The sequence below is a fragment of the Micromonospora sp. NPDC050686 genome (assembly GCF_040654475.1).
GTDB lineage: Bacteria > Actinomycetota > Actinomycetes > Mycobacteriales > Micromonosporaceae > Micromonospora.
The window spans coordinates 13,632-36,522 of record NZ_JBFAID010000050.1 but is presented as its reverse complement, the minus strand read 5'-3'; the positions used below and the strand labels follow the sequence as shown (position 1 = coordinate 36,522).

Here is a 22,891-nt window from a genome sequence, read left to right as displayed (position 1 = left end):
GCAGCACGGTCGGGCCGTTCGCCACCCCGGTCAGCGGCTGGCGCCGGCCCGCCGCTTGTTGTAGATGTCGAACGCCACGGCCAGCAGCAGCACCAGTCCCTTGATGACGGACTGGGTGGACTGGTCCACCCCCATCAGCTGCATGCCGTTGCTCATCACCGCCATGATGAGCCCGCCGACCATGGCACCGACCACGGTGCCCACCCCGCCGGAGACCGCCGCGCCCCCGATGAAGGCCGCCGCGATCGCGTCGAGCTCGAACATGTTGCCGGCGGCGGGCTGCGCGCCGTTGGCCCGCGAGGAGTAGATGACTCCGGCGACCCCGGTGAGGAAGCCCATGTTCACGAAGATCCAGAAGTTCACCGAACGGACCTTCACCCCGGACAGCATCGCCGCCGACAGGTTCCCGCCGATCGCGTAGACCTGCCGTCCGAAGACCGTCCGCCGGGTCACCAGGCCGTAGCCGATGACCAGCGCGGCCAGGATGATCAGCACGATGGGCAGGCCACGGGCGTGGGCCAGCTGCCAGCCGAAGAACATGATGATCGCGCCCACCAGCGCCACCCGCGCGACGAACAGCGGGAACGACTCGACCGGCTGCTGGTAGCGGATCCGGGCGACCCGGGTCCGGAACTCGCTGACCGCGTAACCGGCCACCGCCAGGGCCGCGATGAGCAGCGTGAAGGCGTCGTAGCCCTGGCCGCCGAGCAGGCCGTTGAGGAAGCCGTTGGCGGCGCGCTGGTATTCGGCCGGGAACGGCGACAGCGAGATGTTGTCCAGCACCTGCAGCGTGAGCCCGCGGAACAGCAACATGCCGGCGAGGGTGACGATGAAGGCCGGCATGCCGACGTAGGCCACCCAGAAGCCGTGCCAGGCGCCCACCGCGACGCCGACCGCCAGCGCGGCGAGCACCCCGACCCACCACGGCTGGCCCTGCTGGATCACCAGCACGGCGGAGACCGCGCCGGTGAGCGCGACCACCGACCCCACCGACAGGTCGATGTGCCCGGCGATGATCACGATGACCATGCCGATGGCCAGGACCAGGATGTAGGAGTACTGCAGGACGATGTTCGTGATGTTGCCCGGGCTCAGCGACACCCCGTCGGTCAGGATCGCGAACAGCGCCACGATGACGATGAACGCGACGTAGATGCCGCTCTGCCGCAGGTTGCGCATGATCAGCGTACGGGGGTCGCTGGTGCCGGTGTGCAGCGCGGCGGCCGGGGCGCTCGCCGAGGACGCGGTGTCCGGCTCGGGGGCGGGCCTGGTGCTGGTCATCGGGAGGGCTCCTTCTCCTTCGTCATGAGCGCCATGAGGTTTTCCTGGGTCGCGTCGGACACCGGGATCTCACCGGTGAGGCGGCCGGCGGAGAGCGCGTAGATGCGGTCGCACATGCCGATGAGTTCCGGCAGCTCGGACGAGATGAGGATGACCGCTCTGCCGTCGGCGACCAGCCGGTTGATGATCGTGTAGATCTCGAACTTCGCCCCGACGTCGATGCCCCGGGTGGGCTCGTCGAGGATCAGCACGTCCGGATCGGTGAACAGCCACTTGGACAGCACGACCTTCTGCTGGTTGCCGCCGGAGAGCTTGCCCACCACCGACATCACGCTCGGCGTCTTGATGTTCATGTTCCGCCGGCTCTGCTCGGCGACGCTGATCTCCTCGTTGCCGTTGACCCAGCCCGCCCGGGACAGCTTGCCCAGCGCCGCCGCCGAGACGTTGCGGCACACGTCCGCGATCAGGTTCAGGCCGTACCGCTTGCGGTCCTCGGTCACGTACGCGATGCGGTTCGCGATCGCCTCGGCCACCGTGCGGGTCCGGACCTGCCGGCCGTGCATGAACACCCGGCCGGTGACGTCCCGGCCGTACGCGCGGCCGAACACGCTCATCGCCAGTTCGGTGCGCCCCGCACCCATCAGCCCGGCGATGCCGACGACCTCGCCGGCGCGTACGTTCAGCGTCACCCGCTCGACCACGTTGCGGTCCTGCACGGGGTGCCGCACCGTCCAGTCCTCGATGCGCAGCACCTCGGCGCCCGGGGACGACTCCCGGTCCGGGTAGAAGCTGGTCAGGTCGCGGCCGACCATGCCGCGGATGATCCGGTCCTGGGTCACCTGGTCGGCGCGCATGTCCAGCGTCTCCACCGTCCGCCCGTCGCGGATCACCGTGGTGAAGTCGGCGATGGCGGTGATCTCGTTGAGCTTGTGGGAGATCATGATGCAGGTGATCCCGCGTTCGCGCAGGCTGCGCAGCAGGTCGAGCAGGTGGGCCGAGTCGATGTCGTTGAGGGCGGCGGTCGGCTCGTCGAGGATCAGCAGGCGTACGTCCTTGGCCAGGGCCTTGGCGATCTCCACCAGTTGCTGCTTGCCGACGCCAAGCTGGATGACCGGGGTGACCGGGTTCTCGGGCAGGCCGACGGAGGCCAGCAGGGTGCCCGCCTCGGCGTTGGCGCGGTTCCAGTCGATCAGGCCACCGGCGCCACGCCGCTCGTTGCCGAGGAAGATGTTCTCCGCGATCGACAGGTACGGCACCAGCGCCAGCTCCTGGTGGATGATCACGATGCCGACCGACTCGCTGTCGCGGATGCCGTTGAACCGCACCGGCTTCCCGTCGAACAGGATCTCCCCGTCGTAGCTGCCCGTCGGGTGGACCCCCGACAGCACCTTCATCAGGGTGGACTTGCCCGCGCCGTTCTCGCCGCAGATGGCGTGGATCTCCCCGCGCCGGACGGTGAGCGACACGTCCTGCAGCGCGGTCACGCCCGGGAAGGTCTTGGTGATGTTGCGCATCTCGAGAATCGTGTCGTCCATCGCTGCGAGTCCTCGTCGTCTGGGTCGCGGTACCCGTCGTACGGAAGTGGTGGGGCCCGGCGGTGGCAACCCACCGCCGGGCCCCACCCGGCGTTACTTGGCCTGACCGGCGGCGACCTCCGCCGCGGTGTAGTAACCGGAGTCGATCAGGGACTGCTTGATGTCGTCCTTGTAGACCGTCTCCACGGGCAGCAGGTACGACGGCACCACCTTGACCCCGTTGTCGTAGGTCTTGGTGTCGTTCGCCGTCGGCTCCTTGTCCTGCAGGAACGCCTCGGCCGCCAGCACGGCCTGCTCGGCCAGCAGGCGGGTGTCCTTGAACACCGTCGAGTTCTGCACCCCGTCGTTGATCAGCTTCACCGACGCGATCTCCGCGTCCTGGCCGGTCACCACCGGGAGCGGGTTGGCGGCCGGGCCGTAGCCGGCGTTCTGCAGGGCGGTGATGATGCCCCGGGAGATTCCGTCGTACGGCGACAGGACGCCGCCGACCTTCGCACCGTCGTTGTAGGAGGAGGTCAGCAGGTCCTCCATCCGCTTCTGCGCGGTCTCCTGCTGCCAGCGCAGGGTGGCCACCTGCTCGATCTTGGTCTGGCGGGACTTGACCACGATCGTGCCGTCGTCCAGGAACGGCTTGAGGGTGTCCATGGCGCCGTTGAAGAAGAAGTGGGTGTTGTTGTCGTCGAGCGAGCCGGCGAAGAGTTCGATGTTGAAGGGGCCCTTCGCCGAGCCCTTCGAGCCGTCCTTGTTGAGCAGACCCAACCCGACCAGCAGGGCGGTGCCCTGGGCGACGCCGACCTTGTAGTTGTCGAAGCTGACGTAGAAGTCCACGTTCTTGCTGTCCCGGATCAGCCGGTCGTAGGAGATGACCGGGATCTTCGCGTCGGCGGCCGCCTGGAGCTGGCTGCTCAGCGCGGTGCCGTCGATCGCGGCGATGATCAGCACGTCGGCGCCCTGGGTGATCATCTGGTCCACCTGCTGGGACTGGGTGGGGATGTCGTCGTTGGCGTACTGCAGGTCCACCTTGTAGCCCTTGGCCTGCAACTTCTCCTTGACCGAGTTGCCGTCGGCGATCCACCGCTCCGAGGTCTGCGTCGGCATCGACACCCCGATGGTGAGGGAGGACGGCTTCTCGTCGCCGGTGCTGGAGCCGCCGCCCGCTCCCTCACCGCTGCAGGCCGCCAGGCTGAGCGCCAGCACGGCGCCGCCGAGAGCAGCCAAAAACCTTCTGTTCACTTAGCTCTCCCCTCTGTGGAACTCGTGCTTTCCGCGCATCGAAAAGTGTTAGCGCTAACAAGATCGCCGTCAACACTTCGGGGTGCTCCCGGTCGTAACACTCCTGTAACGGCGACGGGCCTCCTGGTCAGCGGCGGTGCGGCCCGGACCGGCCGGGTCGGCGTCACGCGTCGCCGACCCGGGGTGGCCCGTGCTCGGCCAGTCGGAAGCCGACGCCGCGCTCGGCGTCGATGGTGACGCCGGTGCCGAGCCCGTGCAGCTTGCGTCGCAGCCGCTTCACCAGGGACTGCACGTCCGCCCGGCGCCGCGGCCCCTCGGCCCGCCAGACGGAGCGGTGCAGCTCGGCGTAGCTCCACACCCGTGCGGGCGCGGTGGCCAGGCAGGTCAGCAGGGCGTGTTCGAGCCCGGTCAGGTCCGTCTCGCGGTCGCCGTGGCGGGCGGTGCGGCGGATCGGGTCGATCAGCAGGCGGCCGGCCGGCTCGCGGCCGGCGGGTGCCGGCGTGACCGGCGGGTCGGGGGAGTGCGGTGGCGCGGTGATCAGCCGGCGCAGTTCCGCCAGGTCCGCGACGAGCAGCAGGGGCGCCACGCCGGCCAGGCGTTCGGCGAGCGCGATCCGTTCGGCCGGCGACGGCGTCACCGCGATCACCAGCGGGCGCGGCTCCTCGCCGGCCGGGCCGGGCTCGTCCTCGTCGGTCAGCAGGTGCCACCCCCGGAGCTGGGCGGGCGGAAATTGCCCGTCGTCGGCCTGTCCGTGACGATTATTGTCAGACGTGCTGACATCCAGTCAACCCTTGGTGACGAGTTGCTGACGTACCGTACTTGATCGGCCATTCATGTCGATCATAGTGTCCAGTCGGGCGACCGTCGCGACCCGTACGGCGCCCGGGGGAACGAGGTTCGTCGACCGGGTTCGTCCATCCGGCGTACGGCCTTGCGCACCCTGCACCTCGATCAACTCTGGGTCGGAGGAGGCAGCACATGTTCAGAAGTCCACACAGGAGGCGCCTGGCCAGATCGCTGGTCGGTGCCGCCGCGGCGATCGCCCTCGCCGCGGCAGGGTTGGCCACAGGTGGTGCCGGCGCACAAGCCGCACCATCCGGATCCGATGCCGCCTCACCGTCCGACAAGATCCGCCCCGAACTCGCCCGGCAGTTCCAGACCAAGAACGACGGCGACTTCTGGATCCACTTCCACCAGCAGGCCGACCTGAGCAAGGCCAGCGCGATCAAGGACTGGAACAAGCGGGGCACCGCCGTCGCCGACGCCTTGCGGAAGACCGCGCAGGAGAGCCAAGCCAAGATCCGCGCCGAGCTGGACGCCTCGGGCGTGACGTACCAGAGCTTCTGGGCGACCAACGCCATCAAGGTCAGCGGCGGCTCGCCGGAGATGGCCCAGAGCTTCGCCGCCCACGCCGAGGTCGACGGCCTGTACGCGCCGATCGAGTACAAGGTCCCCGAGATCACCAAGGGCACCGACGAGAAGACGCCGAACGCCCTCGAGTGGGGCATCGCGAACATCAACGCCGACGACGTCTGGTCGCAGTACGGGGTCAAGGGCGCCGGCATCACCGTGGCGAACATCGACACCGGCGTCCAGTACGACCACCCGGCCCTGGTCAACTCCTACCGCGGCAACAACGGCGACGGCACCTTCAACCACAACTACAACTGGTTCAACGCCGCCGGCACCTGCGCCGCCGCCCCGTGCGACAGCAACGGCCACGGCACCCACACGATGGGCACGATGGCGGGCTCCGACGGCGCCAACCAGATCGGCGTCGCGCCCGAGGTCAAGTGGATCGCGGCCAACGGCTGCTGCCCCACCGACGCCGCGCTAATCACCTCCGGCCAGTGGATGCTGGAGCCCCGGGACCTCAACGGCCAGAACCCGGACGCCAGCAAGCGGCCCAACATCATCAACAACTCGTGGGGGACCACCCAGCCCTCCAACGACCCGTTCATGGAGGACGTGACGCTGGCCTGGACCGCCTCCGGCATCTTCGGGGTCTGGTCCAACGGCAACAGCGGCCCGAGCTGCCAGACCAGCGGCTCGCCGGGCAGCCTGACCAGCAACTACTCCGCCGGCGCGTACGACATCAACAACACTGTCGCCAGCTTCTCCGCGCGGGGCGCCGGCCAGGGCGGCACGATCAAGCCGAACATCTCCGCCCCCGGCGTCAACGTCCGGTCGAGCATCCCGGGCAGCGGGTACGCCAGCTACAACGGCACCTCGATGGCCGCCCCGCACCTGGCCGGCGCGATCGCCCTGCTCTGGTCGGCGGCGCCGGCGCTCGTCGGTGACATCGCCGCCACCCGCGCGCTGCTGAACACCACGGCCGTCGACAAGGCCGACGCCCAGTGCGGCGGCACCGCGGCGAACAACAACGTCTACGGCGAGGGCCGCCTGGACACGCTCGCGCTGCTCGGCGACGCACCCATCGGCGACACCGGCACCCTGGCCGGCACCGTCACCGACGCCGCCGGCGGCGCCCCGATCGGCGGCGCCACGGTCGCGCTGACCGGCCCGGCCACCCGCCAGCTCACCACCGCCAGCGACGGCCGGTACTCGTCCCTGCTCCCGGTCGGCGAATACCAGGCCGCCGTCTCCGCCTTCGGCTACGCCAGCCGGACCGTGCCGGTGACGATCACCAAGGACACCACCACGACGACCAACGTCGCGTTGACCGCGGTGCCGAGCGTCACCGTCAGCGGAACCGTCACCGACGGCTCCGGGCAGGGCTGGCCGCTCTACGCCAAGGTGACCGTCGAGGGTCCGTCCGGGGTGTCCGACTACACCACGCCCGCGAACGGTCGATACAGCCTCAAGCTGCCGAGCGAGGCGACGTACACGCTCAAGGTCGAGGCGCGGTACCCCGGCTACCAGACGGTGACCAAGGAGGTCGCGGTCGGCTCCGGCAACGTCACCCAGGACGTGGCCGTCCCGGTCGCTGCGAACTCCTGCACCACCGCGCCCGGCTACCGCAACGGATCCGACGGGGTGTACGAGACCTTCGACGGCACCGCCGTGCCGGCCGGCTGGTCGCTGGTGGACCACCAGGGCAACGGCCAGGGCTGGCAGTTCACCGACCCGGGCAACCGCGGCAACCTGACCGGCGGCACCGGTAACTTCGCCATCCTCGACAGCGACAAGTACGGCAGCGGCAACCGGCAGGACGCCTCACTGGTCAGCCCGGTCGTCGACCTGACCGACGTGACCGCCCCGGTGATCCGCTTCAACCAGGACTTCCGGCAGTTGGGCACCAACCGCGCGGACGTCGATCTCAGCCTCGACGGCGGCACCACCTGGACCAACGTGCTGCGGCAGAGCGCCAACGCCCGCGGACCGCTGGTCACCGAGATCAAGGTCCCGCAGGCGGCCGGCAACGCGCAGGCCCGCGTCCGGTTCCACTACTACGACGCCGCGTGGGCGTGGTGGTGGCAGGTCGACAACGTACTGATCGGCAGCCAGGTCATCTGCCAGCCGCTCGACGGCGGCCTGGTCCTCGGCCACGTCCAGGACGGCAACGACAACGGCTACGTCAACGGCGCCACCGTCACCAGCGACGACCGCCCGGCCGAGAAGGCCACCACCGCGTCGACTCCGGACGACCCCGACCTGCCGGACGGCTTCTTCTGGATGTTCTCGTCGCTGACCGGCTCGCACCCGTTCACCGCCAAGTCCGGCGGCTACCTGAGCCAGACCCGGCAGGTGGACGTCGCCAACCACGGCGCGACGGCCTCGACGTTCCAGCTCGCCGCCGGACGGCTGTCGATCCAGCCGGCCGAGGTGACCGGTACGGCCCAGATGCCGGGCGGCACGGTGACCAAGTCGTTCACCGTGACCAACACCGGCGGCGCGCCGGTCGACGTCCAGTTCAGTGAGCGCGACGGCGGCTTCACGCTGCTGCGCGCCGACGGCTCGCGGGTGAGCAAGCAGGAGGTGCTCGCCGCCAGCGGCGCACCCGAGCAGCGACTCACCGTGCCGACCTCGGTCGCCGCGCAGGCGACCGGCAAGGCGGCCACGGCGGCTCCGGCCGCGACCGGCCCGCAGGCCGAGCCCTGGACCGGCATCCCCGCCTACCCGGCCAACGTCATGGACAACCGGGTGGTGAACCTCGACGGCAAGGTGTACTCGATCGCCGGCGGCAACGGATCGGCGTCGAGCGCGAAGAACTACGTCTACGACCCGATCGGGCAGGCCTGGGCGCCGATCGCCGACCTGCCCGCCGCCCGTAACGCGATGACGGTGGGCGTCGTGGACGGCAAGATCGTCGCCACCGGCGGCTGGGGCGCGTCCGGCCCCGACGCCACCACCTGGTCGTACGACCCGGCGGCCAACACCTGGACGAAGAAGGCCAACAACCCGGCCCCGCGCGCCGCCGCCGGGCAGGCCGTCGTCGACGGCAAGCTCTACGCCGTCGGCGGTTGCACCACCGCGTCCTGCACGCCGATGTCCAACTCCGTCGTCCGGTACGACCCGGCCGGCGACACCTGGGAGACCCTGGCCAACTACCCGAAGTCGGTGGCCTTCGCCTCCTGCGGCGGCATCGACGGCGTCGTCTACTGCACCGGCGGCAACGACGGCGCCGCCGCGCAGAAGGTCGGCTACGCCTTCGACCCGGGCGCCAACACCTGGACCGCGATCGCCGACGCGCCGGCCGACAGCTGGGCCAGCTCGTTCGCCGTGGCGGGCGGCAAGCTCCTGGTGGTCGGGGGCGTGCAGGGCGGGGCGGTCACCAACGCCGGCTTCGCCTACGACCCGGCCGGCAACTCGTGGTCCAGCCTGCCGAACGCCAACACCGCCCGCTACCGTGGCGGCGCGGCGTGCGGCTTCTACAAGATCGGCGGCTCGTCCGGCAGCTTCACCGCCACCCCGGACAGCGAGGTGCTGCCCGGGCTGGAGGAGTGCGCCGAGGGCCCGGCGGACGTCAGCTGGATGACGATCGACAAGACGTCGGCCACGCTGGCGCCGGGTGAGAAGGTCACGGTCACCGTGCGGATGACGGCGAACGTCGACCAGCCGGGCACGTACACCGCCTCGGTCGCGATCAAGGAGAACACGCCGTACACGGTGCAGCCGGTGCCGGTGACGATGACGGCGAACCCGCCGAACACCTGGGGCAAGCTGACGGGCACGGTCTCCGGCAAGAGCTGCCAGGGTGCAACCTCACCGCTGCCCGGAGCGCTGGTCCAGGTCAACGCGAAGTCGATGACGTGGACCTTCACCACCGACGGGCAGGGCAGGTACGCCTACTGGCTGGACCGTAAGCACAACCCGCTCAAGATCATCGTCGCGAAGGACGGCTGGCAGCCCCAGACCCGGCAGACGACGATCACCACCACCCCGAGGGTCGAGGACTTCACCCTGGTCCCGGTCCGCTGCTGACACCCGATTGACAGATCCGGCCCGCCTGGTGTCGACCAGGCGGGCCGGATCCGCGTGCGCGGGCCGTCGCGGCGAGGCGGCCGGCCGGTCAGGTCAGGGCGAGCCGGAAGCCCACCCCGCGTACGGCGTCGATCGTGGCCGAGGCGCCCAGCCGGACGAGCTTGCGTCGCACCCGGCGCACCACGGAGTGCAGGTCGGAGCCGCGGCCGAGGTGGGCGTTGCCCCACACCGTCAGGTGCAGCCGCTCGTGGGTCCACACCTGCCCGGGCTCGCCGATCAGGCACCGCAGCAGGTCGTGCTCCAGCCGGGTCAGCTCGACCTCCCGGTCCCGCCAGCACAGCACCCGCCGGCCGGAGTCGACGCTCAGGTTCGACGGCGGGGGAGTGGGCGCGGCGTCGTCGGCGGTGACCGTCGCGGCCGGGCGGGTCGCGTCGAGAAACTGCCGGGCCTGTTCGACGGTCGACACGATGAGGACGGCGTCCGTCCCACCGAGCAGTTGGACGAGTCGCTGGCGTTCGTCCGGCGACGAGGCGATGCCGATGGTCAAGGACATGGTCGGGACACCCCGCATCCCCACCCCCTCTGGTTGCGCACCACAGTGGCCGGGCGGCGCCGGATCAGCGGCGGTCCCGGGTGGTGACGGTCCGATGAAGAATGGTTCGGGGTAAATGTGACGAAAGCAGTTGTCCGGTCGACGAGGTTGAGGCGTTATCCTCGTCGGTTACGGAAAGACAAGCGGATTGCCGACAATTCTGGTCTGGTCGTTGTGTAGTTCGGTGCTGGGCCCCGTCCGGGCAGGTCCGCGTGTTTCTGGCCGGTGTCGGAACTGTTTCCCTGTTGTCGGCGGCGGTCGGTCAACTGCTCGTGGGCGTTCGATTCCGGCTCGTGCCAGCCGGCGTCGAACGCTTGTATAGTAGTGCCCTTCGATGTCCCGGGCAACGTTCCGTCCCGGCCGCCGCCATCAATTCGGCAATTACCAATGAGTAGATACTCGGTTCGGCGCCGGGCGGCACCCGCGCACGTTCGGGCAGTGCCCAGACGCCTCGCTCACACCCGGTGACGCACGAACGGCACCGAGGTGGGCCGGCTCTCGCCGTACCCACCCCGGTGCCTGTTCAGGTGCGGCAAATCAGCCGATGCGGATCGGGGCGATCTCGAACTTGTCCAGGTTGGGTGCCCACGGGCTGTCGAGCGTCACCAGGCACGGGGCCGGGCAACCCGGGGCGGTGGCACCGTTGGCCGGGTCGTTGAACATGGCGATGGTGTTCGTGCCGGCCCGCAGGGTCACTGGTACGCCCCGAGCCCACCAGTTCCCCCACGACCAGGTGTTCTTGAACCAGTACCGGGTGGACTCGCCACCGTTGACAGAGATGTCGATGGGCCGCGAGATGATGTCGGCGTTGTAGACGTGGCCGGTCTTCCGCTCGTCGTTGGCGTAGTGCACGTTGAGCAGGTAGGTGCCCGCCTTCTCCACGGTGGCCTGCACGGTCAGCCGGTTCTGCGGCCCCTGCCCGACCCAGGCGACGTACTGCCCCCCGGAGGCGTAGGCGTGGTTCTCCACCGCGGCCGAGCCGGACCGGGTGCCGGACTCCGCCTCGATCACCTGCACCGGCTGTGGGCCGGAAGTGGCCCGGGTGACGCTGAGCCCGTCGAGGCGTACCGGGGTGGTGCCGGTCGGCTCCACCGTCACCCGGTTGACACCCGCGGACAGGAACAGCCGCTGGCGGTCCGTCTTCCAGAAGGCGCCACCGCCCGGGTTCGCGCGGAGCACGCCACCGTCGACCGGACGCCGGTCGAGCCCGATGGCGGCGGTGACGGTGCCCGGCCGGCCCGGGCTGTGGTACCGGAAGTCCAGCTCGTAGTAGCCGTCCTCCTCGGCGTACACGGCGAACATGGCCTCGCCGCCGTGCTTGAGGGTGACGAAGCCCGCCCCCGACTGCTGGGGCTGGTCGTACTCGTGGGTCACCGCACCCTTGGTCTGCGACCGCTCGGCCTCGTACCGCCGGGTTGCCGGGGCGGTGGGCGCCGGCTCCAGGTCGATGCGGTCCAGCGTCGCCTGGCCGACGGCGGTGCCCAGCTCGGGGTGGGACTTGGCCAGGCGAATCTGGTTGGCCCCTGCGTCGAGCTGGACCACCACGTCCTTGCGGGTGCGCCACTGGAAGTTGAGCGTGGCCTGGTAGTCGACGAACTGGGCCTGCCCGCCGTTGACCGTGAGCGCCTGCTGGGACGGCTGGCCGGTCTGGTTGCCGTAGAGGATGCTCAGCTTGTACGCGCCGGCCTCAGGCGCGTTCACGTTGAAGGTCACCGCGCTGGTGCTCTGCGTGAGGTTGCCGACGTGGCGGGTCCCGGAGGCTGCTGCCGCGTTCCAGTTCGACGGCGTGCCGAAGGTCTGCACGGTGCCCGCCGTGACCGTGGCGTTCTCCGCCTCGTACGAGGCCCGCCAGGGCAGGTCCGCCGACTGGCGGCTGCCGCTGCCGCCGGGCGAGAGCACGATCTCGTACGCCGACATCAGGCCGATGTTCGTGCCACCGTCGCCGCTGACCCCGAGGCCGCGCACCGGGATCGTCAGCGAGCCGTTCTCGGGGGTGAGATCCTGGTCGAGCAGGACGACCGGAGGCGGGGCGTCCGAGTTCTGCCCGCTCCAGGTGCTCGCCGCCAGGGTCACGTTGACCCGGTCACCGAACAGCTCGCTGTCGATGTTGTTGACGACCACGTCGAAGTCGGTGGACTGCCCACCGCCGGCGACGATGCGCGCCTGCCGCCGGCCGTCGTCGATGGTCGCGATCCCTTCGAGCTTGTCGATGGCGGTCGGCGTCGGCGGGGTGACCTTGACGGTGTCACCGCCGGCCATGTCGGCGTACATCTTGTAGAACCACCAGCCGCCGCCCGGCTTGTTGGTCTCCACCACGTCGCCGCCGAGCAGGCCGGCCGCGGTCCAGTACGCCTTGCCGCCCGCGTCGACCTTCGCCTCCTCGAACATCGCCACGTACTGGATGAGCTGGCCCGGCACGGTCAGGTCCCGGTTGCCGCCGTACTCGTTGATGTTGATCGGAATGGGCGCGATGCCCCGCTCCCGCTCCATGTTCCGGTACGTCTCGTAGTTGCGGCGGAAGTAGTTGTTGTTCGCCGGGTTCAAGCCCGTGGAGTCGAGCTGGTGCCACGAGACGAAGTCGGGCAGCACGTCGTTGTCCCGAGCGAAGGTCAGGAAGTCACCGTAGTTGCGGGCCCGGAACACCGCGTCGTTCGTGCCCATGACCCGCGCGCCCGGGTGGTGCGCGCGGATGTACTCGACGGCGGCCTTCCACTGCGTCATCAGGGCGTTCATCCGCGTCTGGTACTGCGCGGCGTTGCCGGTCGACGTGCCGTACCAGATCCCGTCTGGCTCGTTGAAGGGCACGTAGACGATGCGGTCGGCGTACTTGCTCTTCGAGACCTGGTCGACCACCCACGCGAGCTTCTGCAGATAGTTGTCGAAGCACACCTGGTTGCAGGGGATCACCCCGCCCGCGTTCTCGTACGTCCACTGCGCGTACATGTCCTGCACGTTGATCTGGATGTACTGGCCGCCGTTGCGGAAGAACGAGTCCGCCACCACGAGGGCGTCACCGTTGGGGTGCTGGGCGCCTGCCGGTGGCTTCTGGTTGACCGTCGTCAGCCGTAGCGGCTCCAGCGTGTTGTCGCTGGGTACGCCCTCCTCGCTGAGTCCGTACAGGGCGCCGCTGGCGGCGCCGCGAAAGGCACCGGTCCGCTCGGCGAGGTCGACGACGAGTTGCTGGGCGGCCGGTTCCTGTCCCTGTGCGGGGACGCCGATCAGCGTCGCCGCGACGAGGGCGAGGGTGGTGGTCACGGCGGGTGCGAGCAGCCGTGTTCGTCGGGACGTGCGGGTTGTGGCCATGTTGATCCTCCAGCTCCTTGGGTGCTGGCCAAATGGGGGTCGGGGACGGCTAGCGGAACAGCGCGTTGACCTCGTCGTTCGCCTTGGACAGCGAGGACGGGTCGGCCTTGAAACTGAGCACCGCGTCCATGGCCGGGCTCATGATGGCGCTGATGTCGCTGGCGTGATCGGTGATGGGGTACAGGGACGTGGTGTTCTCGTGGATCTGCACGGTGAAGGCGCTGATGTCGACGCCCTTGGCGGCGAACTTCTGCTCGGCGATGGTGAGCGCCTCGGGTATGGCCGGGAAGACGACGGCCTTCTCACCGACCGCCTTCTGGCAGTCGGCGGACGCCAGGTACCGGACCCACTGCCACGCCTGGTCCTTGTGTTTGGTGCCGGCGTAGATGGAGTCGGCCAGCCCGTTGTAGATGGTGGCCCGCTTGCCGGACGGGCCGATCGGCGTGGGCGCGGTGCCGACCTCGACGCCCTGGTAGCCGTAGTACGTGTTGATCATCCAGGAACCGTTGGTGGACAGCGCGTACCGGCCGGCGCCGAAGGCGTCGTTCACGCTGGTGCCGGAGCGGGAGATGGCGAGGCTGGGCATGTACCCCTTGTCGATCAGCCCGCGGAACCAGCCCACCATCTGCTGGAACCGCTGGTCGTCGTACTGGAACCGGGTACCCCACGGGTTCTTGTCCGTGTACTCCCAGCCCGTCGACAACGCGTACATGCTCCACATCTGCTGCCCGACCCCGGCGCCGTTGTTCTCGTCCAGGCCCAGGCCGTACACCTTCACGTTCGACTTGTCGAAGCCGGCCTCGTCGCCGCGCTTGCCGGACTTGTCGACGGTGAGCCGCGCGATGACCTTCTCGTAGCTGCCGCCATCGGTCGGGTTCCAGCTCAACGACTTCATCTCGTCCTCGCTGATGCCGGCGTCAGCGAGCATCTTCTTGTTGTAGAAGATCCCCACCGTGTCGAAGTCCTTCGGCAGGCCGTACCGCTTGCCCTCGGCCGACACCCACAGGTCGGCCAGGCCCGGGGCGTAGGCGTCGGTCTTGACGCCGTCGGTCGAGACGAGGTCGTCCAGCGGCAGGATCTGGTTCTTGCCGGCGAACTCGGGGTAGTAGTTGAGGTGGTTGGTGAAGACGTCCGGCGCCGTACCGGACACCATGTTGGTGGTGAGGCTGGTCCAGTAGTCGGCCCAGCCGAACTGCGAGATCTTCACGGTGATGGTGGGATTGGCGGCGTGGAACGCGTCAGCGCAGGCCTGGTAGGCCGGCAACTGGTTGGAATCCCACAGCCAGTAGGTGACTTCCGTTCCCTCGGTGTTCTCGGCAGCGCCACCGCCGCATCCGGCCAGGGCCAGCGGCAGCATCGCGGCGATGGCGGCGAGGCGTCTGAACCGTCTCATGCCAGGTCTCCTTGCGATGTGGTTGGTGCGGTGCTCTCAGGGCGTTACTTGATTCCGGAGAACTGGATGGAGTTGACGATCCAGCGTCCGAAGATCGTGAAGAGCGCGATGACCGGCAACGCGGCGAGCAGGGTCGCGGCCATCAGCCCGGCCCAGTCGGGACCGGCCTGCGGAGTCTGCGAACGGAAGATGCCCAGCGCCACGGTGAGCACGCGTACGCTGTCCTCCTGCCCCACGAGCAGGGGCCAGAAGTACTCGTTCCAGGCTCCGATGTAGACGAGCAGGGAGATCGTGGCGATGGGCGCCGAACTCATCGGCACGATTACCCGGAAGAACCGGCGGGCGTGACCCGCGCCGTCCATGATCGCCGCCTCCTCGACCTCCCGGCTGATGTTGAGGAAGAACTGTCGCAGGAAGAAGACCGCGAACGGCGTCATGAACAGGTACGGCAACACGATCCCGGCGTACGTGTTGAGCAGGCCCAGCTGCTTCACGGTCACGAAGTTGGGCAGCGCGGTGAAGATCGGCGGGACCATCAGCGCGGTGAGGAAGACGAAGAAGACCTTCTCCCGGCCCGGCCAGCGCAGCCGGGCGAAGGCGTAGGCGGCCATGGCGCTGAAGAACACCTGGCAGACTGTGATGACGGTGGAGGTGAGGACGGAGTTCACCAGGTAGCGCCAGAAGTTGATCTGCGCGCCGGAGCCGCCCTCGGCGGTGGCCTCTTCCAGTGTGGCGATTCCGAGGACCCGCCGGAACGCCCCGAGGGTGAACTCCGGCGGCACCAGCGAGCCCGCGTGCGCGGAGAGGTTCCGGTTGCTCGACAGCGAGATGCGCAGCATCCAGTAGAAGGGCAGCAACGTGATCAGGATGAGCGTGACGAGGATCGCCCAGGCCGCCATCCGTTGCCAGCTCAACCGGCGCCGGCGCGACCGGGTGCCGGCGGCGCGTCCGCTCAGAGCCTGGCTCATGGCTCCCCTTTCAGTCCAGGTCGGAGTCGCCCGCGCGCAGCAGCTTGAGCTGCATCAGCGCGAGGCTGGCGAGAATCGCGAAGAGGGCGACGCAGATGGCGGCGGCGTAACCGAAGTTGAACCGCTGGAAGGCCTGCTCGTAGATGTAGTAGTAGATGACCCGGGTGGAATTGATCGGCCCGCCCTTGGTGGTCACCGCCACCGCGTCGAAGATCTGGAACGAGCCGATGATGGTCAGCACCAGCACCAGGGCCAGCGCCGGCCGCAGCAGCGGCAGAGTTATCTTGCGGAACATCGTGAACTCCGAGGCGCCGTCGGTCGCCGCCGCCTCGTAGACGCTTGCCGGGATGGCCTGCAGGCCGGCGAAGATCAGCAGGGCGGTGTACCCCATGTGCCGCCAGACGTTCACCAGCGCGATGGTCGGGGTTGCCGTGGCGGTCTCGCCGAAGAACGCGACGGGGTCGACGCCGACCCAGGTCAGGGCCTGGTTCACGATGCCGAGCTGGGCGTCCAGCATCGTGTACCAGATCAATGCGACCACGACGTTGGCAACCAGGTACGGCAGCAGCAGGATGCCCCGGATCATCGTGGACCGGGTCAACCGGTGCATGAGCACCGCCATGCCGAGGGCCACGACGGTCTGCACGGCGATGTTGACGACGACGTACTCGACGGTGACCGTCAGCGCATTCCAGAACAGCTCGTCGTGCAGCACCCGCCGGTAGTTCTCGACGCCGACCCACTCCGGCGGGGTGAGCAGGCTGTAGTCGGTGAAGCTGAGGTAGATGGTGCGCAGCGTCGGCCACAGGTAGAACACCGCGAACCCGACCGCCGCCGGCAGCAGGAAGGCCATCGCGACGGGCAGGTCGCCCGTCCGGCGCCGCCGCGGCGGGTCGCCCACCTGCCGCCGGCGCGCCGTCGCCGTCGCCGCCTGCAGTCGCGCCCTCGTCGTCATGGCCGTCATGCCCTCGTCACGTGCAGCAGGAGAAGCTGCTCGGGGTGCAGCGGCGGCACGGAGAGCCCGACCTCCGCCAACATCTGTCCGGTGACCACGACACCCGAGGCCAGCCAGGGATTCGGGGTCAGGGCGTTGGTGCTCGGCTGGTCGCCCGGCGGCAGTGGGCGCACGCGGTAGCGCTCGTGCGGGTCCAGTCCGGGGATGCGCAGCCGCCCCGGCTGGGTGCTGACGGCGGTAGCCATCGCCACCACCGCGAAGAGCGCCTGGTCCCGCTCGGCGGACACGATGCCGTGCAGCCACAGCGCCGGGTCCGGATGGTCGGCGCGGACCACGGTGCCGCGGTGCAGCCAGCCACGCATCCGCTTGTAGAGCTCCACCCAGCGCCGCAGTTCGGCGCGTTCGTCCTCGGTGGCGGCGGTGAGATCCCACTCGATGCCGAAGTGGCCGAAGAGCGCCGTGCCGGCGCGCAGCCCGAGGCTCTGCGTGCGCCCGGTGGTGTGCGAGCGCGCCGACCCCACGTGTGAACCCAGCAGTTCCGGGGGCAGGAGCAGACCCGTCCACCGCTGGATGGCCTGCCGCTCGACGCCGTCGATGCAGTCGCTCGCCCAGACCCGGTCGGTGCGTTCGAGGATGCCCAGGTCCACCCGGGCGCCCCCCGAGGAGCAGGACTCGATCTCCAGCGCCGGGTGGCGGGCCCGCAGCTCGTCCATGAGGCGGTAGACCGCGACGGTCTGCCCGTGCACACCCGCGTCGATGAGGTCGCGGTTGTGGTCCCACTTCAGGAACGCGATCCCGTACTCGCCCACCAGCGCGTCCAGCCGCTCCAGGAGGTACCGGTACGCCGCCGCCCGGCGCAGGTCGAGGGCCTGCTGGTGCCGGACCAGGGGAGGCCGCCGGCCCGCGCTCGCCATGATCCAGTCCGGGTGCGCCCGAGCCAGGTCGGAGTCCGGGTTGACCATCTCGGGCTCCACCCACAGGCCGAAGTCCATGCCCCGCGTGCGGACGTGCTCCACCAGCGGATGCAGGCCCGCGGGCCAGCGCGTCTCGTCGACGAACCAGTCGCCCAGCCCGGCCCGGTCGTGCCGCCGGCCCCGGAACCACCCGTCGTCGAGTACGAACCGTTCGGCGCCGACCTCGGCGGAGGCGTCAACGAGGGCCTTGAGTCGGCCCAGGTCGTGGTCGAAGTACACGGCTTCCCAGGTGTTCACGACCACCGGCCGCGGCCCGCGCCGGGGGCGCCGCAGGTGCCGGTGGAAGCGGCTCGCCATCTCGTCCAGGCCGTCGCCGTGCGCGGCGTAGGTCCACGGGCTCTCGTACGAGGCGCCGGCCGCAAGCCGGACCTCCCCGCTCTGCAGCAGCTCGCCGCCACCGATCACCGACTCCCCGGAGGGCAGCCGCTCGGCGTAGGTGCGGTGGTTGCCGCTCCAGCCGACGTGGACGCCCCACACCTGCCCGGCGCGGAAGCCGAACCCGTGCTCGCCTGCGACCATGATGAACGAGGCGTCCGACCCGGTGCGCCCGCGGCGCCCGTCGCGCAGGTGCGTTCCGGCCGAGAAGGGGCGCCGTTGTGGGGTCCGCTCCCGGCTCCAGCGGCCGGTGAAGTCGAGCAGTTCGGTCGCCTCCGCCGGCACCGGCAGGGCGAGCACCAGCCCGTCGAGCGTGTACGGCTGATCGCCGGTGTTGCGCAGCACCGTGCGCATCCGTAGGACGCCGTCGGCGGTCAGGTCGAGGTGGAGGTCCATTGCGAGTCCACACTCGACGTCCGCGGCCCGGACGAGGGCTTCGCCGCCCTGCGCGCCGCGGTGGCGCACGTCGACCCGTTCGGTGGCGAACAGTGGGGACCAGTCCCGGCCGTCCCGGTGCCCGAGCAGGCCGGGCAGGCCGAACCACCCGGTCGCCAACTCCGGCACCATCCCCACGGGAGCCGGCGTGTCGAGGGAGTTCGGGACCGTCGCCGGCACCGAGGCCAGCGCCAGCGCCGCCAGATCCGCCTCGGTGGCGTGCGGCAGGGCGCGTCCCCAGTGCAGAACCCGCGGCAGCCGGGCTCCCCGGCAGTCGAGCACGAGACCCACTCCGTCGGCCTGCAGGTGCACGAAGCCGGCGGGTCGCGGCCCGTCCGGGCGGGCGGCGACCCGGGCGTCCACGTCGGGTCCGGGGTCGCCAGCGTCGGGGATGGTGTCGAGGATTGCCACACTTGATCCTTTTGTTCGAGTCGCCCGGCGGTGAAGCGTCGTCGTCCCCGGGACCGGGCTGCGCTGGCCGGTTGCGGGGGGAGGGAGTGTGTGTTCTGGGTCACATGTAACGTTCAATGTCCCTTGGCGGTGAGGTTTGCATGTCGAAAGCGTTGCGTCAAGATGTCGTCCCGGTCCGGGCCGCGCGGGGGCGGGAGCGCGGCGCCCGGGCGGCGGCGGTCGGCGCCCGCGGCCCGGCCGTCGCGCACGGTTCCCCACCCATGACGCGTGCTAGATTGCGGTTGCCAGTCGGCGCAGGGCGTTTATCGGGCTACGGAATCGAACGCAGAATGTCGGATACTGTCGATCGGGAGAAAATGGCCGGAGGGGATGACCGACGCCCGGTCCGCCGCCCCAGCATCAACGACGTGGCAAAGCTCGCCGGCGTATCCCGACAGACAGTTTCCAATGTCTTGAACGGGCGCAAGGACTATTTCTCGACGCAGACCCAGGCGCGCGTCACCGCGGCGATGGAAGCCCTCTCCTACCAGCCGAATCGGGCCGCGCAGACCCTGCGCTCGCGGCGCAGCATGCAGATCGGCTACCACATGTCCGGCGAGGAGCTGGAGACGGTGAAGGGCTTCACCCTCAGCTTTCTTCAGGCGCTGATCAAGGCGGCGGCACGCCGCGGATACCAGATATTGGCATTTACCCATACCGATGACGATCCGTTGCCGGTGCTCACCGAGCTGATCGCTCGCGGAAACGTCGACGCGCTGATCGTGTCGGAATCCCAGGTCGACGATCCCCGGGTCCGGCTCCTCGCCAACAACCAGCTTCCGTTCGTGTCCTTCGGCCGGCTCGCGCCCGGCCTGCCGCAGCAGTGGGTCGACGTCGACAACGCCAAGGGCATGGTCGCGTTGATGGACCACCTGGTCGGCAAGGGATACCGCCGATTCGCCTACATCGGTGCCGAGGGTGACGAGTACTGGAAACGCGAGCGGCTCGACGGCTTCCGGGCGGGCCTCGACCGGCACGGGCTACCGGCCGGGGACATCTTCCAGGGCACCGGCAACGCGATCCGGGAGCAGGTACGCGCTCTCGTCGGTCGGCGGTCCCGGCCCGACGCGATCGTCACCGACAGCGACTCGGTCGCCGCGGTCGTGGTAAACGTCTGCCACGCCTGCGGGCTGCGCGTCGGCCGCGACATCGCCGTCACCGGATTCGACGGCGGGGCGATGGGCCTGATCACCGAGCCGACCATCACCAGCGTGCGGATACCGGTGGAGAAGATCGCGAGCGAGCTGATCGAACGCTGCCAGGCGGAGATCGACGGCGGACCGACCGGACGCCCCGGAACTCTCGTCCCCACCGAGATCTTCCATGGCGGCAGTGCCTGACCCCCGGTCGTCAGGAGAAGTGCGTGCGCGGCCGGGCCAGCCGCTCACCGTCGACGATCAGATCCACCTTCTCGTTGTAGAACGCCACCAGGCCGGCGATCGGCAGCAGGGCCCCGGTGGGAAACAGGTACGACCAGGCCAGATCCGAGTGGACCGCATCCCCGACCCGGACCGACCAGTATTCACTGGTCCGCCCCTTGTACGGGCAGGCGGTCGTGGTCGTCGACGGCACCAGGTGCCCGAAGTCCACCGCGGTCCGGTCCAGGTAGTAGCGGGTCGGCAGGCCGGTCTCGAAGACCAGCACGGGCGAGACCGACTCGGCGAGGAGCATCCCGTCCAGCTCCACCCGTACCCGCCGGGACGACCGCAGCGCGTCCACCCGGGAGTACGGGTTGCGGGGGTGCACGAACACCTCCTCGTCCTCCTCGAACCATGCGTCCAGGGCGGCCCAGTCGAACCGGATCGTGTCCGCCAGCCCGGGCAGCGCGTCGGCGCCGTACCAGCGCGCGCACGAGCCGTGCAGCGTCGAGCCCACCCGCAGCCCGTGCAGCCGCGCGGTGCCGCGCCGCGACCGCTCCGTACGCCCCTCGTCGACCAGCAGGTCCCGGCGCACGTCGGCGGCGGGCAGGTGGTACTGCGGGTAGGGCGGCCACTCCCACACGTACGACGCCCGGGTCGTGTCCACCACCAGCTCGCCGGCGAGGAAGGCCCGCACCCGCCGGGGGACCGGCTCGACGTGGTCGACCGGGGTGATCGCCTTCGGGTAGTCCGCCACCTGTCCTCCTCGTCCTTCGGGGTACCGTCACCGGTTCAACGAGCGGGACGGCCGGCCGATCGCACCGGGTGTGAGCTGGGGCACCTTCGCGCCGGTGGGGAATGCGCCGGGCCGCGCGTGATTTGGTGGCAGGTGTGACCGCCGTACAGTTCTCCGCCCGGGCCGGGACGGAGCTCGCCTCATGACCACCGCAGCCGAGCTGACCGACGCGCCCGCCCCGACCCGACTCTCCGGTGAGCTGATGAGCCCCCGGCAACGGCTACGACTCGTCCTCGTCCTCGGCTCGCTGATCGCGATCGGGCCGCTGACCATCGACATGTACCTGCCCGCCCTGCCGGCCATCGCCGCCGACCTGCACACCACCTCGGCGGCCGTCCAACTGACGCTGACCGGCACCCTCGCCGGCCTCGCCATCGGGCAACTGCTGATCGGCCCGCTCTCGGACGCGGTCGGACGCCGCCTGCCGTTGCTCACCGGCATCGGGCTGCACGTCGTGGCCTCGGCGCTGTGCGTGGTCGCGCCGAACGTCGGGTTGGTCGGCGTGCTGCGCGTACTCCAGGGGTTGGGGGTGGCCGCCGCGGCCGTGGTGGCGACGGCCGTCGTCCGCGACCTGTTCAGCGGCGCCGCCTTCGCCACCATCTTCTCCCGGCTGATGCTGGTGATGGGCGCGGCGCCGATCCTGGCCCCGACCCTGGGCAGCGGCCTGCTGCGCTGGTCGGACTGGCGGGGTGTCTTCGTGGCCCTCGCCGGCTTCGGCCTGCTGCTGGCCGTCGTCGCCGCGTTCGGGCTCGCCGAGACCCTGCCGCCCGAGCGGCGCCGCCACGGCGGGGTGCCGGCCGTGCTGCGGGACTACCGCACCCTGCTGCGCGACCGCACCTACATCGGCCTGGTCCTGGTCACCGGCCTGGCCATGGCGGCCCTGTTCGCGTACGTGTCCGGCTCCTCGTTCGTCTTCCAGCAGCAGTACGGGCTCGACGAGCAGCAGTTCGGGCTGGCCTTCGGCGCCGGCGCCGTCGGCCTGATCACGGCCACCCAGCTCAACGTGCGGCTGCTGCGCCGGTACTCGCCGCGGCAGATCCTCGTCGCCGCGCTGGGCGTGGGCACCGCCGCTGCCCTGGTGCTGCTGGCCCTCGCCGCGACCGGCGTAGGCGGCCTCGCCGGCATTCTGGCGTCCCTGTGGGTGGTGCTCGCCGCCGCCGGGCTCGCGCTGCCGAACGCCCCGGCCCTGGCCCTGTCCCGCCACGGTGAGGCGGCCGGCACCGCCGCCGCGCTGCTCGGCGCCGTCCAGTTCGGCGTCGGCGCCCTGGCCGCACCGCTGGTGGGCGTGCTCGGCAACGGAAGCGTGGCGATGGCCGTGGTGGTGACCGGTGGCATGGCCGCGGCGACCGTCGCCCTGTTCGCGGTCGCCCGACCCGGCCGGCTGCCCGACGTCGCGCCGGCCGTGGTCCCGGTGGCCACCCACTGACGGCCCCCGCGCGTCGCCGGCGGCCGACGGGCGCGAGCGCGACGACGCCCACCGGCGGGACCGGTCCCGGTGCTCAGGCGACGCGGGGCGCCGGCAGGGCACGCCGGTGGGCCGTACCCGGGATGTCGCCGGTCTGGTCGGCCGCCGCCTCGACGGCGGCGGCGGTGGGGACCGCCGGCCCGGCGTCGCGCGGCGGCGCCCCGGCGGCGGCCGTCTCGATGCCGGCGAGCAGGGCCCGCAGGCGGGGCAGGTCGTCGACCGCCAGCCGGAAGGAGGCGCGGCAGCTGCCGAGGGTCCACAGCGACAGCACCACCGCGCCGCGCTCCGGGTGGTAGCTGACCCGCATGGTCCGGTCCTCGCCCCGCAGGTCGGTGAACAGGTCACCGAAGTCGGGTATCGGCAGCACCTCTCCCATGCCGTCCAGCATGACCC

At 70.2% G+C, this 22,891-nt stretch carries 15 protein-coding genes; 3 read left to right on the top strand and 12 right to left on the bottom strand.

Annotation, left to right across the window (positions count from 1 at the left end):
• Positions 1-30: 30 nt before the first annotated feature.
• The 4 genes from mmsB to AB0H57_RS25895 all read right to left on the bottom strand — a co-directional run bounded on the left by mmsB (position 31) and on the right by AB0H57_RS25895 (position 4,695).
• On the bottom strand, positions 31-1,281 hold the full coding sequence (gene mmsB, locus AB0H57_RS25910) for a multiple monosaccharide ABC transporter permease (RefSeq protein ID WP_357510722.1): 1,251 nt from the start codon (positions 1,279-1,281) through the stop codon (positions 31-33).
• Positions 1,278-2,816 (bottom strand): multiple monosaccharide ABC transporter ATP-binding protein, encoded by a 1,539-nt coding sequence (gene mmsA, locus AB0H57_RS25905; RefSeq protein ID WP_357510720.1) that lies wholly within the window; start codon positions 2,814-2,816, stop codon positions 1,278-1,280. Before mmsA ends, mmsB begins: the two co-directional genes overlap by 4 nt.
• 93 nt (positions 2,817-2,909) lie before the next feature.
• Complete coding sequence (gene chvE, locus AB0H57_RS25900; protein WP_357510718.1) at positions 2,910-4,049, bottom strand: multiple monosaccharide ABC transporter substrate-binding protein; 1,140 nt, start codon at positions 4,047-4,049, stop codon at positions 2,910-2,912.
• A gap of 163 nt (positions 4,050-4,212) precedes the next feature.
• The gene (locus tag AB0H57_RS25895) at positions 4,213-4,695 is read right to left on the bottom strand and encodes a winged helix-turn-helix domain-containing protein (protein ID WP_357510716.1); all 483 of its coding nucleotides are present in this window, start codon (positions 4,693-4,695) and stop codon (positions 4,213-4,215) included.
• 332 nt (positions 4,696-5,027) lie between these two features.
• Here AB0H57_RS25895 and AB0H57_RS25890 point away from each other — a divergent pair, with 332 nt between their 5' ends.
• Positions 5,028-9,434 carry a S8 family serine peptidase gene (locus AB0H57_RS25890; RefSeq protein ID WP_357510714.1) on the top strand — a complete coding sequence of 1,469 codons (4,407 nt, stop codon included), beginning with the start codon at positions 5,028-5,030 and terminating at the stop codon, positions 9,432-9,434.
• 88 nt (positions 9,435-9,522) lie between these two features.
• On the opposite strand, the gene AB0H57_RS25885 is transcribed toward AB0H57_RS25890, so the two are convergent.
• The 6 genes from AB0H57_RS25885 to AB0H57_RS25860 form a co-directional block, all read right to left on the bottom strand.
• On the bottom strand, positions 9,523-9,987 hold the full coding sequence (locus AB0H57_RS25885; RefSeq protein ID WP_357510712.1) for a winged helix-turn-helix domain-containing protein: 465 nt from the start codon (positions 9,985-9,987) through the stop codon (positions 9,523-9,525).
• 576 nt (positions 9,988-10,563) lie between these two features.
• Positions 10,564-13,329: a CBM35 domain-containing protein gene (locus AB0H57_RS25880; RefSeq protein WP_357510710.1), complete on the bottom strand. Its 2,766-nt coding sequence runs from the start codon at positions 13,327-13,329 to the stop codon at positions 10,564-10,566.
• A 49-nt stretch (positions 13,330-13,378) separates the two neighbouring features.
• The gene (locus tag AB0H57_RS25875) at positions 13,379-14,722 is read right to left on the bottom strand and encodes a sugar ABC transporter substrate-binding protein (protein WP_357510708.1); all 1,344 of its coding nucleotides are present in this window, start codon (positions 14,720-14,722) and stop codon (positions 13,379-13,381) included.
• A gap of 44 nt (positions 14,723-14,766) precedes the next feature.
• Positions 14,767-15,690 (bottom strand): carbohydrate ABC transporter permease, encoded by a 924-nt coding sequence (locus AB0H57_RS25870; protein WP_357510706.1) that lies wholly within the window; start codon positions 15,688-15,690, stop codon positions 14,767-14,769.
• A gap of 10 nt (positions 15,691-15,700) precedes the next feature.
• Positions 15,701-16,645 (bottom strand): sugar ABC transporter permease, encoded by a 945-nt coding sequence (locus AB0H57_RS25865; protein ID WP_357510704.1) that lies wholly within the window; start codon positions 16,643-16,645, stop codon positions 15,701-15,703.
• A 5-nt stretch (positions 16,646-16,650) separates the two neighbouring features.
• The gene (locus tag AB0H57_RS25860; RefSeq protein WP_357510702.1) at positions 16,651-18,840 is read right to left on the bottom strand and encodes an alpha-galactosidase; all 2,190 of its coding nucleotides are present in this window, start codon (positions 18,838-18,840) and stop codon (positions 16,651-16,653) included.
• 407 nt (positions 18,841-19,247) lie between these two features.
• On the opposite strand from AB0H57_RS25860, the gene AB0H57_RS25855 reads away from it, so the two are divergent.
• A complete protein-coding gene (locus tag AB0H57_RS25855) occupies positions 19,248-20,219 on the top strand; it encodes a LacI family DNA-binding transcriptional regulator (RefSeq protein WP_357510700.1) in 972 nt (323 codons plus the stop codon).
• A 10-nt stretch (positions 20,220-20,229) separates the two neighbouring features.
• On the opposite strand, the gene AB0H57_RS25850 is transcribed toward AB0H57_RS25855, so the two are convergent.
• Positions 20,230-20,994, bottom strand: a complete 765-nt coding sequence (locus AB0H57_RS25850) for a DUF427 domain-containing protein (RefSeq protein ID WP_357510698.1) — start codon at positions 20,992-20,994, stop codon at positions 20,230-20,232.
• Between the two features lie 181 nt (positions 20,995-21,175).
• Between AB0H57_RS25850 and AB0H57_RS25845 the strand changes: the two genes are divergently transcribed.
• Positions 21,176-22,459, top strand: a complete 1,284-nt coding sequence (locus AB0H57_RS25845; protein WP_357510696.1) for a multidrug effflux MFS transporter — start codon at positions 21,176-21,178, stop codon at positions 22,457-22,459.
• A gap of 73 nt (positions 22,460-22,532) precedes the next feature.
• Here AB0H57_RS25845 and AB0H57_RS25840 read toward each other — a convergent pair whose 3' ends face one another.
• Entirely contained in the window at positions 22,533-22,874 is a 342-nt protein-coding gene (locus tag AB0H57_RS25840; protein WP_357510694.1) for a hypothetical protein, read from the bottom strand.
• Positions 22,875-22,891 lie beyond the last annotated feature (17 nt).

Coding starts and splice junctions, on each gene's coding strand:
- mmsB (WP_357510722.1), bottom strand. CDS start 1,281: ATGACCAGCACCAGGCCCGCCCCCGAGCCGGACACCGCGTCCTCGGCG.
- mmsA (WP_357510720.1), bottom strand. CDS start 2,816: ATGGACGACACGATTCTCGAGATGCGCAACATCACCAAGACCTTCCCG.
- AB0H57_RS25890 (WP_357510714.1), top strand. CDS start 5,028: ATGTTCAGAAGTCCACACAGGAGGCGCCTGGCCAGATCGCTGGTCGGT.
- AB0H57_RS25885 (WP_357510712.1), bottom strand. CDS start 9,987: ATGTCCTTGACCATCGGCATCGCCTCGTCGCCGGACGAACGCCAGCGA.
- AB0H57_RS25880 (WP_357510710.1), bottom strand. CDS start 13,329: ATGGCCACAACCCGCACGTCCCGACGAACACGGCTGCTCGCACCCGCC.
- AB0H57_RS25875 (WP_357510708.1), bottom strand. CDS start 14,722: ATGAGACGGTTCAGACGCCTCGCCGCCATCGCCGCGATGCTGCCGCTG.
- AB0H57_RS25870 (WP_357510706.1), bottom strand. CDS start 15,690: ATGAGCCAGGCTCTGAGCGGACGCGCCGCCGGCACCCGGTCGCGCCGG.
- AB0H57_RS25865 (WP_357510704.1), bottom strand. CDS start 16,645: ATGACGACGAGGGCGCGACTGCAGGCGGCGACGGCGACGGCGCGCCGG.
- AB0H57_RS25845 (WP_357510696.1), top strand. CDS start 21,176: ATGACCACCGCAGCCGAGCTGACCGACGCGCCCGCCCCGACCCGACTC.
- AB0H57_RS25840 (WP_357510694.1), bottom strand. CDS start 22,874: ATGGGAGAGGTGCTGCCGATACCCGACTTCGGTGACCTGTTCACCGAC.